Consider the following 12,177-nt stretch of genomic DNA (forward strand, 5'->3'; position numbering starts at 1 on the left):
TAATGAAATCAATAATATATATATTCTTATGTTTTTTTATTTTAGTCAGTTGTGACGATTTTGTGGAAATAGATTCTCCAACAGTGGTGGGGCAAGAACAGTTTTTTAAGAGTAAAACTGATTTTGAATCTGCTATCAATGGTATGTATAATGGCTTAAAAGGTTATTATAGTAGCTTCTATCAGGTAGCTGAAATACCTTCTGATAATACAGAAGCCAATGGCTATAACAATAGTTTGTCTGTAATGGATCAATTTGTCTACAATGCAAGTACTTCTTTTGTTCAAAATAACTGGATCGCTTCTTATTCTAATATTGCTAGAGCTAATGTTATATTGGATAAGATAAATGATGTGGATTTTGAAGAAGATTTAAAACAGCAATTTATTGGAGAAGCCAAATTTGTGAGAGCATTGATGTATTTTAATTTAGTACAGCTATATGGAGATGTTCCACTCGTGTTGACTGAAATAAGATCTGAAGAACAAGCGTACTCTTATTTAAGAGAACCTGTGAGTAAGGTTTACGAACAAATAGAGGAGGATTTAAATCAAGCGGTAGATTTCTTGCCTAGTGAATATTCAGCTAGCGAAATTGGAAAACCTACACGTTTTGCAGCCTTGGGACTTTTGGGAAAAGTATTTATGACGACCAAACGATTTAGTGATGCTATTCCTGTTTTGGAAGAGGTGATGGATTCTCAGAAATTTAGCTTGTTGTCCAACTTTGAAGATGTTTTTAGTGTGGATAATGAAAATAATGAAGAAATCCTGTTTGCAGTACAATACCTTGGAGGAAGTGGATTTGCAGAGGGAAGTAATTTCTCTTTGGCCTTCGCACCATTTGGTTCAGGTACCGAAATAACGAGTGGAGGGGTTCCCAGTGGATCTAATACAGGAACACTTGACTTGTTTTTATCTTTCGAAGATAATGATATTCGAAGATCAACTTCAATAGCTCTTTATCCCAATTCGGATTCTTTGTATTATACCAGAAAATATTTAGATAGACCTGTTTCTACAAGTGAGGGTGACAATGATTGGCCTATACTTCGATACGCTGATGTGTTATTATTATATGCAGAAGCATTGAATGAAACAGGGAGTTCTGAAGAGGCTTTGATCCCTTTAAATGAGGTCAGAGAAAGAGCTGGTCTTAATCCCATAGCTGAACTTGAAGCCGATGCGCTTGCTTCCATTATTTTACATGAGCGCAGAGTAGAATTGTGTTTTGAAGGGCATCGATGGTTTGATTTATTAAGAACAGAAACCATGGTCCCTACAATGACTGCATACAAAGCCAAATACACAGATATAGGATATGGCGTACAATATTATGAGGTCTCAGAAGAGAAAATGTTGTTTCCCATTCCTTTTAGAGAAATTAGTCTGAATCCTGCTTTGACGCAGAATCCCGGATATTAATATATAGAACAAAAAAAATATCACATATGTCGATCATCCATAAATTTTTATTTCTCCTATTTTTTTGCTTAACGACCGGAAGCGTACATTCTGTAACCATTCCAATGATTACACCTAATCAGTTTGAAGGAAGTGATACGTATAGAATTAACAAAGCCATCGAAGCGGCAAAAAATACTACGAATAGAATTGTTATTCCCAATGAGAATGCCAATGGAACAAATATATGGATGATCGACAGTGCTATTTTATTGCCGTCAGGAATGACGGTTATTTTAGATAACGCTATCTTGAAATTGTCGGATCGATGTAGAGACAATATGTTTAGGAGCGACAATGTAGGAGTTGGGATAATGAATCCCCAATGGAATCAGGATATTCGTATCATCGGAGTAGGGGAAGTGTTTTTGCAAGGAGCCAATAATCCTCGTGCTACCGGAGATGCCAATGGTCCTTTGTCTACAAATCCTCAAGCCAATACATCAGAAAGTTATGGAAGTGATGCGGCAGATAAAAGTCTTAAACAGACCAGTGACTGGAGAAGTATCATGATTTTGATGGGCTATGTGGATGGATTTAAATTGGAAAATGTAAATATTGAAAATGCCCATTCTTGGGCGATAAGTTTTGAGAGAAGTAAAAATGTATTTATTTCAGATGTATCTATTATTAGTCCAGAATTTATGGAAGTCAAAGGAGATTTAGTAAAAGTTGATAATAGAGATGGAATAAATTTAAGACAAGGTTGTAAAAATTTTCATATTGAAAATGTAAGAGGCGTCACAGGTGATGATTTTATTGCCATGACTAGTTTGGATTATCCGGATTATTATGCTTGTGGAGATGTCAACTCACATCAAGTAACCCCAATGAAATGGAATGGTCCAGAAGATGATATCGAGCATATCTACATTTACAATGTACATTGTCAGTCCCAATATAGAGGGGTTGCAATGCGAACAAGTGGTGAAGCTAGAATTCAAAACATTTATATCAATGGACTCAACTATAAAGCCAATCCGGAACGCGGTAGGCACAATGCCTTATTGATCGGTGGAAATTGGTTGGGCAAGTCAGCAACACCAGGTTATATCAACAATGTTCACGCCACTAATATCATTGGGGAAGGCCATGAATTGATATTAGTAGAATCTTCGATTTATAATAGTTCCTTTAAGAATAGCGTATTTTTAGGTCCAGGCGATGTAATAGTGCGATATAATAAGATTGACTGGGAGAGTTGTGAGAATGTTTTAGAATTGAATTTAACGAAAAGTAAAAAGTTTGTCAATGATTAAAAGCTGTATTCATATTAGGTTTCAATTTGTTTTAGGATTGGTCTTTGCATTGGTTGCTGTTGCTAATGCTAATACTTGGATCGGATCAGATATCAATCCCAATCAGTATGAAGGGACAGATACAGAGAGAATTATTAAGGCCATTGCAGCAGCAAAAGGTCATTCTGATTTGGTAAGAATACCTAGAGATAACAAAAATGGGAGTCATATATGGATGATAGACTCTGCCATTTTATTGCCATCCAATATGGTATTGATTTTGGATAATTGTACTTTGCAATTGTCAGATAAATCACGCGACAATATGTTTCGCAGTGATAATGTTGGCGTTGGAATTGAGGATATAGAATGGAATCATCAGATTAAAATAATTGGACAAGGGGATGTCGTTTTGCGAGGGGCCAATAATCCTCGTGCAACGGGAGACGCCGCTAGGACATTGGTTTTGGATCCTGAATTAGCAAGAAAAAATGGACTGAGTCGGGTCAGTTATGGAAGTGATGCGGGTAAAAAAAATGTGAAGCAAAAAGGAGACTGGCGAAATATCATGATTTTAATGGGCTATGTAAATGGCTTTGAATTACGGAACGTTAGGATAGAAAATACACATGGTTGGTCGGTGAGTTTTGAAAGGGTATGGAACGCTGACCTTTCAGATATTTACATTCATAATACTGAATATGTAGAGGTCGATGGAAAAAAAAGAATGACGTCTAATAAGGATGGTATTAATTTGCGACAAGGATGTAAATACTTTAGAATCAATAATATTTCTGGAAAAACGGGAGACGATTTCATTGCTTTGTCGAGTTTGGATACCGAACCTGGAAAGCCCAAACCCAATGGGAATATTGAAGCGCATATGGTCACGTCAAGTAGGTATTACGGTTCGGAAGATGATATCGAAGAAATTACCATTACCAATATTACTTGTGAGAATCGGTATCGAGGGATTGCTATAAGAGCTAGTGACAGTGCAAGTATCCATCATGTATACATCAATGGTCTAGTATTTAAGGCTGTAGATAATCGTTATGATGCTATTTTAATTGGTGGAAAAGGATATGGTAATATTTCTCAGCCGGGCAAAATAAATAATATATATGCGATGAATGTGATCGGGAATGGTCTTTCCTTAGTGAGGATCGAAGCACCTGTGAAAGATTGTCATTTTATGAATGGTCTGTATAGTGGTGAGAATCCTGAGGCGACATTGTATAAGATAGATGTCAGTGAAGTAGAAAATGTTACTGAAGATCAATGGAGGCGAGTAAATTAGGCCTTGATTTTTTTGTATTTAGATAAAAACCCCATGATGGACTTTTCTCATAAACAATTATTGATCACCGGCGGAATAGGTGGTATCGGAACGGCTATTGCTTTGATAATGGCTAAGAAGGGCTGTAAAGTCTTCATTTTTGATATTGTAGATGAAGGGGCTGCTAGGGTTGAGGAATTAAATCAAGAGTTAGGAGAAGATTTATTAGTGTACTACAATGTAGATCTCAGAGATAAAGAAAGTTTAAAGGCACAAGTTAATCACCTGATACAAGAACATGGGGATATTGACTTTCTCGTAAACAATGCAGCGATAGATACCATCGGTCAAATAGAAACCATGTCGGATGAAATTTATGAAGAAACACAGCAAATCAATGCCAAAGCGGCCTTCCTTTTGTGTCGAGAAATACTCCCCAGTATGAGAAGATTGGGCGGAGGAGCTATTGTCAATGTTTCGAGTATTATATTGAGTGGTGGCTGGGAAGGACGAGTACCCTATGCGATGGCCAAAGGAAGTTTGTTGGGATTGACCAGAGCTTTGGCTCGCGAAGTAGGCAAAGAGAATATTAGAGTAAATGCCGTTAGTCCAGGAGCTATACCTACGGCCATGGAGCGAAAATTTTGGAAAGATGATCGAACGGAGTTGGATCAATTTATATTGGATCGGCAATCATTGAAATTTCGAGGAAGTGTGGATGATATTGCCAATGCAGTGGAATTTCTTTTATCGGAAAAAAGTCGATTTATTACTGGACACGACCTTCATGTAAATGGGGGCTGGTATATGGGTTAATTAAAAATTAGAAAGTTGAAAATAAAAAAAATTGAAACGGTATGTAAGTCGCATTTATTGATGTTGCGGATCCATACGGATAGTGGAATTATTGGATGTGGGGAGACCTATTATGCACCGAGTTCAGTCGCGGCAATGATTCACGATTGGATGTCAGATTACTTAATCGGCCAGTCAGCCTTAGATATCGAACGGCACTGGCGATTTTTTTATGAGCGTTTTATCAATTTTGGTGGAAGAGGGGCTGAGATAAGAGCCATTTCTGCCTTGGATGTTGCTTTGTGGGATATCTTTGGACAGTCTGTAGGGATGCCTGTGTGGCAGTTGCTAGGAGGACGAACTAGACAAGAACTGCCGACGTATAATAGTGCTGGAGGGACAGGATATAGTCCTTTGTCTGTCAGTGAATCGGACTCAAAGGGCAAAGAAAAATTGCTTTGGCCAGGCTATGGTAGTCGAGGTTATGAAGGACCGTTGGAGGACAATTGGTCCAGTGTTCACAGGCCGGTAGAGTACGCTAAGGAATTGATCGATAGTGGGTACAAAGGTATGAAAATGTGGCTATTGGATCCTTTGGCTCACCAGTCCAGTGGTCCATTATATTTAAATTATAACGATATTAAATCGGCTTTGAAGCCTCTTTTTGATATTAGAGAAGCAGTGGGTTATGATATTGAATTAATGTTGGATGGTCATGGCTTCTTTAAATGGCCTGCAGCAATGAGAATCGCCGAATGTATGCGGGAAATAAAGCCACTGTGGATGGAAGATGTACTGCGTGTGGATAATATCGAATTGTTGAAACAATTTAGAGACGAAGCACAAGTACCTATTGCCATCAGTGAAATGTATACCACCAGAGATGATTTTCGAAAAGTATTGGAAGGTCAAGCAGCAGATTATATAATGATCGATCCTACATGGGTGGGAGGTATTTCTGAAACCCGCAGGATAACAGAGATGGCAATTCCTTATAATATTCCTGTAACGATGCATGATTGCACCGGACCTTTTACCTTGTTGAGTGGTATTCATGTAGGTATAGCTTGTAACAATGTTGTGTTTCAAGAAAGTGTTCGAGCACATTTACAAGTGGTATATAACGATTTAATTGATCAGAAAATAGAGGTGGATAATGGAAACTTTTTACCACCTGAAAGACCGGGAATAGGAGCCGCATGGTTAGCCGATTATTTTTCAGAATCGGAAGAAACTTATAGAGTCAGTCAATAATCAAAAATAAAAAAAACAATGAATTTAGTTAATTCTAAGGTGTATTATGAGAAAGCCTGTCAAGTTATTCCAACAGGTGTCTCGAGTTCAATGCGCAGGAATGTAGAACCGTTATTGTATTTTGAGAAAGCTGACGGTCCGTACTATTATGATGTAGATGGTCATGAATATATTGATTATACCTTGGCATGGGGACCATTGATTTTGGGTAGCAACAATGAAGCGATTAACAAGAGTGTAATTTCGCAGTTGTCGAAAAGTTATACCTTGGGTGCACAGCATGAGCTCGAAATTGAATTGGCAGAACAAATGGTTCATATACTCCCTGGAGTGGAGCAAGTATTGTTTTCAAATACGGGAACGGAAGCTATTCAATCTGCTATTCGAATCACTAGAGCATATACGGGGAGAATAAAAATTGTGAAGTTTGAAGGCCATTATCACGGATGGACAAACAATGTGTTAGTGAGTTATAAGCCTAGTGCGGATGATTTGGGAAAACCATCGGCCACTTGTGGGGGACAACCAGCTTCTGAGTTCGCTGATACCTTAGTTTTGCCTTGGAATGATATAGATGCATTAAAGACGTTGTTGAGTGAATGTGGGGAGGAGATTGCCTGTGTCATCACCGAACCAATTTTAGTGAATTCGGGGTCTTGTATGCCACAAGAAGATTATTTAAAACAAGTATTAGAATTGTGTCGTCAATACGGTATTGTTTCCATATTTGATGAAGTGATTACCGGTTTTAGACTGGCTTTGGGAGGGGCTCGAGAATATTTTAAATTAGATCCTGACCTTTCTGTATATGCCAAAGCCATTGCTGGTGGATTTACATTTTCTGCCATTGGTGGGAAAAGCAAGATATTTGACGTACTCAGAAATGGGACAACGATACACGCAGGTACTTACAATGGGGCGTCGGTGAATTTAGCTGCTGCCAATGCCACTTTATCAGAATTGTCTAAACCTGGGTGTTTTCAAAGAATGCATAAAATAGGTTATGCCATTAGAGAGACGATTGAAAGAGAAGCGCGAGCTGCGGATGTGCAGGTTATCACTTCAGGTGTCGGTAGTTTTTTTAGTGTTCATTTTGGTATGGAAACACCACCTAAAAATTATGCAGATACGATGTCGGCGGATAAGGAATTTTATGGCCGGTTTCGAGCCGAAATGCTTAAAAGAGGAGTGTTGTTGTTGCCGGATAGTCGATGGTATATCGGTGCGAGTCACAGCGATACAGAACTTGAGAAAACAACCATAGCGATTAGAGAATCCTTTCAATCACTTAAATAAGCTGTGGATTGAGACGTAAAAAAATATATGTTGCTGGATTATTCCACGAAACTCACACTTTTCTAAGAGATCGTACTAAACTCACTGACTTTTCGGTGAGTGAGGGAGAACAAATCATCCGAGAAAATTTGGGGAATAAATCTCCCATGGATGGGTTTCTTCAATATGGCAAAGAACAAGACTGGGACATCATTCCTGGCATATATATCAATGCCATGCCATCTGGAACCGTAGAGGAATCCGTTATTGAGTTTTTTATGGATCGCTTTTTTCGGCATTTAGAGGAAGTGTGTTATGATATTGACGGGATATTTTTGGTTTTACACGGAGCGATGGCAAGTGAACATTGTGATGATGTAGAGGGCATGTTGCTCGAAAAGATTAAATCCTTCCAAGCGCAAAAAGGAATCTCTTTGCCTGTAGTAGGGGTGTTGGATTTACATGCCAATGTTTCGAAAAGGATGATCAGCCATAGTGATTGTTTGTATTGTTATCGAAAAAACCCTCATACCGATGCTTATGAATCATCGGTTAAAGCGGCAGATTTTTTAAATAATATATTCCAAGAAGGGGGCGTAAAGCAAGTATTTCGACCGACTTCTTATGTCATACCTCCTTCTGGCTTGGGTACCGATAACCTGCCAATGAAGCTACTTCTGCAAGAGGTTGAAAAATGGGAAGCCATCGACAAAGATCTTTTATGTATTAACGTATTTGCGGGTTATGCCTATGCAGATATTGAAGATTGTGGTTTCTCTATATCGATTTGCACTAGAGGAGACGAGACGAAGGCTTCACAATATATTGATGATTTAATCAAACTATTAGAACAAAACTTAGAATCCGCCTATCCCATTGAATTTACTTTTGAGGAAGTCTTAGAAGAGATTCATCAATCCCTTGGCCAGGGACGCCCATTGCTTTTGATTGAAGCATCGGATAATATAGGGGGTGGTTCTCCTGGTGATGCGACAGGTATTTTAACTTCTTGTATTGAGCATAATATTGGTAAGGTCGTGGCTGTGATTAATGATCCTGCTGAAGTGGAAAAATGTTTTAGTCAGGGCACAGGAAAGAATGTGCGTTTGTCTATCGGTGGCAAAACAGATATTTACCATGGTTATCCAGTTGACTTTGAGGGTGAAATAATTCATCTTAGCAATGGATGTTTCGAACTGGAGAACAAAGATTCTCATTTGGCTTCGTTATGTGGTATCCAAATCGATATGGGTAATTGCTGTGTGGTTGAAAATGAGAAAGTTAAAATATTATTAACCAGCAAGAAAACGCCACCCATGGATTTGGGACAGTTGCGCTCTCAAGGTATTATTCCAGAAGAGGAAGCGGTTATCATTGTCAAGGCTGCTGTGTCGCATAAACAGGCATATGATCCCGTATCTTATAAAAGTATATATATCCAAAGTCCAGGTCTGTGTACCAGTGATTTAACACAACTCCCTTACGTCAAAGCAAAATCAAAGCATTTGACACTAAATAGAGATTAAATCTTTATAACAATCCCAAATTATGAGCAAATCTAGTGATAAAATCAATGTTCGTTATGTATATGGTATAGCCTTGATTGCCTCCGTAGGTGGTTTTTTGTTTGGGTTTGATCTAGTGATCATATCTGGGGCTATTTTATTTATCGAAGATGCATTTCAATTGTCTACGGCTATGAAAGGTTTTGTCGTAAGTAGTGCCATATTGGGGTCGGTATCTGGTCCATTGATTGGATTGAAATTTGCCGACTTCATCGGACGAAGAAAAACCATGATGATAGCGGCTTTGCTATTTATGTTATCGGCAGTAGGAAGTGCCATGGCATTTGGAGTATGGGACTTGTGTTTCTGGCGATTTATTGGTGGCGTAGGGATAGGTTTAGCTATGATGACTTCACCTATTTATATCGCTGAATTGGCGCCGGTAGAATATCGAGGTCGATTGGTTAATGTCAACCAATTGTCCAATGTGATCGGGATTAACATTGCGGTGATTGTGAGTTATTTTTTTTCCTTCCAAGATGATTGGAGGATGATGTTGGGCTTTGAGTTGATTCCAATTTTGATATTGCTGCTAGGCTTGTTTTTTATCCCTGAAAGTCCAAGGTGGTTAATTTTGAAACGAAAGGAATCGGAGGGGCTTAAAGTTTTACAGAGTATTAATGGTCGGTCGAAGGGAAGTGTTGAATTTGAAGAAATTAAATCAGACCGGGATAATAGTGGGGCATTTAAAGTCAATTTATTTCAAGGTAAGTCATTAGAAACCTTAATCGTGGTCACAATATTTATGATCTTTTCACAGATAAATGGTGTGAATATGTTGTTGCTTTATGCACCTACCATACTGTCTGATTTAAATATAAGTATTGGTTCGGGGGCCATTCTCAGTTCACTCCCCATTTATTTGTTTATATTTTTATGTACTCTTATAGCTTTTCCATTAATTAAATGGTTGCAGCGTAGGACATTACTTTTAATAAGCGTGTCTTTTATGGCGCTAAGTCATTTAGTGATGTTTGGGGTGATCAATAGCCAAATTGATCGTATATACACTTTGATTCCCATGTTAATGGGGACAGGCGCATTTACCTTAGGTTTCGCGCCCTTGAGTTGGATTATTTCTTCCGAATTATTTCCCAATCATATTAGGGGGAAAGCAATGGGCATTGTCTGTGCATTTCTGTATTTATCATCGTTTGTAATTGCTCAAATATTTCCATCGATGAATGAGTATTTTCAATTGACCTATGGGAGTACTGCAGGTGTGTATTTAGTGTTTATGGTTGTATGTGTACTATGTGTTTTATTTTCATGGAAATATATTCCTGAAACCAAGAATCTAAGGTTGGAAGAAATCCAATAGATAGATCTAGTTTTATTTATATAGCATTTCCAAAAGAATAAAGACTTGAATGAGGTGGGCAGCGCTCAATCCGCCACGGACCACTTTCAACGCTTTGACCAAATGATTTTTTACCGTATTGGGGGACAAATCCAAAGTCTGGCCAATTTCTTCGAGCGACATACCTTGTTGTCTACTGAGGACGTAAATTTCTCGTTGACGCGGGGGTAAGGTCTCTAATAAAGCTTGAATTTCTTCTTCCAACTCTTTTTTATAGATATCTCTAATGACGGTATTAGAATGCCGTTCCATCTCTTGCCATACGGCAGATTGATATTTTTTTTCTGTGGCCAATCGTCGATAGTGGTCGTTGAGGTGGTTTTTGGCTAGGGTAAATAGCCAAGCATCGATATTCTCTAGGGAATGAATTTCGTCTCTTTTCTGCCAAAATTTAATAAATACATCTTGGGCTAAATCTTCGGCTAGCGATTTGATTTTGACGTGTTTAATAAAAAAAACATAGAGGAAATCTCTATAGTCTTGGTATGCCTTATCCATATATACATTATTGTGCTGGTGATATAATGTGCGGAAAAGGGATTCTTTGATGTATTATTAAGTGCGTTATAAAGGTATTTCAAAAAATTATTATTTCCAAATTAAAATTATTTTAAAATTAACTAGTCCTAAAGTTTGACTTCTTCGTCGTTGTTTATAGAAGGTGGATAGGAATCGTTGATGATGTAGTGCAAATTCAACTATTGAACCTTATTAAACAGAAATACATAGATGCAAAAAGAAGATAAATTCGCTCAGTTAATGGAAAAATACCAGACCAGTAGTCTTTCTAAGCGGGAATATGCTGAGTTTATTGCTTTATTGAATAGTGAGAATCGGGAAAGCCTTATTCAACAGGCTTCGCAGGAGGATTGGTCTCCTTCCAAAGATATCTTAAAAGATATTCAAGATAAAACCATTCATAAAAAGAAAAGGAACTTATGGACGAGATGGACTATAGCTGCCAGTGTTTTATTGTTGATTGCGCTCTATGTGTTTTGGCCGGTATCATCTACTTCAGGACAAGTCGTGGTGTATACAACACCCTACGGTCAGACTCAAAGTATTCAATTGCCCGATGGCAGTGAGGTATTGTTAAATGCCAATTCTACCCTGACTTGGGATTCTTCTTGGGAAGAAACAGGCCGCCGTCATGTCTCGCTCGAGGGAGAGGCTTTTTTTGATGTCCTGCAAACACCAGATAAAAAGTCCTTTGTTGTGGATGCCAATAAAGTGAAGGTTCGGGTTTTGGGAACGAGGTTCAATGTGCGCAGTAGAAACTATAATACCGATATATTTCTACAATCCGGAAAAGTCGATTTGTCCATAGGAGAATCGGAAGAAAAAGAAATTACCATGGTGCCAGGGGATTACATAAAGTATAATGAGAATGAAAAAATAGTAGAGAAAAACGGTGAAAATACATTGTCTGGTAGGGCTTCCTGGGTCAGTGGTATGTTAGAATTTGAAAATAAATATTTACCGGAGATACTGCAGCGATTTGAAGAGTTATACGGCGTCCATTTTGCCATAGCAAATCCCGATTTAAATCTTAAGCGAATGGATTTGTCCCTGCCTTACTCCAACTGGGATTTAATTAAGCAAGCATTGGAGATCTCGCTACAAGTTAATTTCTCGGAACAGAATGATACGATTTTAGTCAAATAATAGGAATATAAATACAATAAGAATGAAAAAACAAGTACACTTGATACTATCGGGCATGGTCTGCCTGATGGTCAGTCACAGTCTATTCGGAATTGAGACAAAACCTTTGTTTCAAAAGGAGGAGTTGTTAAAAGTCATTCGAGATATTAGCTTTCGATACGACGTTCACTTTACCTATGATCGAGAGATTGTAGAAGATGTGGTGGTCGATGGCTATAATCCAGATGACTACCACAATGTCGACGATGCCTTAGCCAAGGTGTTGAGTAATACCAAGTTGAAA

10 protein-coding genes are annotated in these 12,177 nt (G+C 38.2%); 9 read left to right on the forward strand and 1 reads right to left on the reverse strand.

The genetic code is table 11. From position 1 onward, the window contains the following. The first annotated feature begins 2 nt into the window (after positions 1-2). The 8 genes from LVD51_RS03025 to LVD51_RS03060 all read left to right on the forward strand — a co-directional run bounded on the left by LVD51_RS03025 (position 3) and on the right by LVD51_RS03060 (position 10,190). Complete coding sequence (locus tag LVD51_RS03025; RefSeq protein ID WP_236969710.1) at positions 3-1,424, forward strand: RagB/SusD family nutrient uptake outer membrane protein; 1,422 nt, start codon at positions 3-5, stop codon at positions 1,422-1,424. A 104-nt stretch (positions 1,425-1,528) separates the two neighbouring features. Beyond that, positions 1,529-2,722, forward strand: coding sequence for a glycosyl hydrolase family 28 protein (locus tag LVD51_RS03030; protein ID WP_236969711.1), 1,194 nt, complete (start codon positions 1,529-1,531; stop codon positions 2,720-2,722). Beyond that, positions 2,715-4,001 (forward strand): glycosyl hydrolase family 28 protein, encoded by a 1,287-nt coding sequence (locus LVD51_RS03035; protein ID WP_236969712.1) that lies wholly within the window; start codon positions 2,715-2,717, stop codon positions 3,999-4,001. Before LVD51_RS03030 ends, LVD51_RS03035 begins: the two co-directional genes overlap by 8 nt. A gap of 12 nt (positions 4,002-4,013) precedes the next feature. Continuing rightward, positions 4,014-4,796 carry an SDR family NAD(P)-dependent oxidoreductase gene (locus tag LVD51_RS03040; protein ID WP_236969713.1) on the forward strand — a complete coding sequence of 261 codons (783 nt, stop codon included), beginning with the start codon at positions 4,014-4,016 and terminating at the stop codon, positions 4,794-4,796. Positions 4,797-4,811: 15 nt separating this feature from the next. Next, positions 4,812-6,029, forward strand: coding sequence for a mandelate racemase/muconate lactonizing enzyme family protein (locus LVD51_RS03045; protein WP_236969714.1), 1,218 nt, complete (start codon positions 4,812-4,814; stop codon positions 6,027-6,029). 18 nt (positions 6,030-6,047) lie between these two features. After that, positions 6,048-7,325, forward strand: a complete 1,278-nt coding sequence (locus LVD51_RS03050; RefSeq protein ID WP_236969715.1) for an aspartate aminotransferase family protein — start codon at positions 6,048-6,050, stop codon at positions 7,323-7,325. Between the two features lie 8 nt (positions 7,326-7,333). Then, positions 7,334-8,830, forward strand: coding sequence for a M81 family metallopeptidase (locus LVD51_RS03055; protein WP_236969716.1), 1,497 nt, complete (start codon positions 7,334-7,336; stop codon positions 8,828-8,830). 22 nt (positions 8,831-8,852) lie between these two features. Beyond that, entirely contained in the window at positions 8,853-10,190 is a 1,338-nt protein-coding gene (locus tag LVD51_RS03060; RefSeq protein ID WP_236969717.1) for a sugar porter family MFS transporter, read from the forward strand. A gap of 12 nt (positions 10,191-10,202) precedes the next feature. Here LVD51_RS03060 and LVD51_RS03065 read toward each other — a convergent pair whose 3' ends face one another. Next, positions 10,203-10,727, reverse strand: a complete 525-nt coding sequence (locus LVD51_RS03065) for an RNA polymerase sigma-70 factor (RefSeq protein ID WP_236969718.1) — start codon at positions 10,725-10,727, stop codon at positions 10,203-10,205. A 231-nt stretch (positions 10,728-10,958) separates the two neighbouring features. Between LVD51_RS03065 and LVD51_RS03070 the strand changes: the two genes are divergently transcribed. Next, complete coding sequence (locus LVD51_RS03070; protein WP_236969719.1) at positions 10,959-11,894, forward strand: FecR family protein; 936 nt, start codon at positions 10,959-10,961, stop codon at positions 11,892-11,894. The last annotated feature ends 283 nt before the right edge of the window (positions 11,895-12,177 follow it).

The sequence above is a fragment of the Membranihabitans marinus genome, from assembly GCF_021729155.1.
GTDB lineage: Bacteria > Bacteroidota > Bacteroidia > Chitinophagales > Saprospiraceae > Membranihabitans > Membranihabitans marinus.

Excerpts from the sequence above, each read along its gene's own strand:
- LVD51_RS03025 (WP_236969710.1), top strand. The coding sequence starts at position 3 with ATGAAATCAATAATATATATATTCTTATGTTTTTTTATTTTAGTCAGT.
- LVD51_RS03030 (WP_236969711.1), top strand. The coding sequence starts at position 1,529 with ATGATTACACCTAATCAGTTTGAAGGAAGTGATACGTATAGAATTAAC.
- LVD51_RS03035 (WP_236969712.1), top strand. The coding sequence starts at position 2,715 with ATGATTAAAAGCTGTATTCATATTAGGTTTCAATTTGTTTTAGGATTG.
- LVD51_RS03050 (WP_236969715.1), top strand. The coding sequence starts at position 6,048 with ATGAATTTAGTTAATTCTAAGGTGTATTATGAGAAAGCCTGTCAAGTT.
- LVD51_RS03060 (WP_236969717.1), top strand. The coding sequence starts at position 8,853 with ATGAGCAAATCTAGTGATAAAATCAATGTTCGTTATGTATATGGTATA.
- LVD51_RS03065 (WP_236969718.1), bottom strand. The coding sequence starts at position 10,727 with ATGGATAAGGCATACCAAGACTATAGAGATTTCCTCTATGTTTTTTTT.
- LVD51_RS03070 (WP_236969719.1), top strand. The coding sequence starts at position 10,959 with ATGCAAAAAGAAGATAAATTCGCTCAGTTAATGGAAAAATACCAGACC.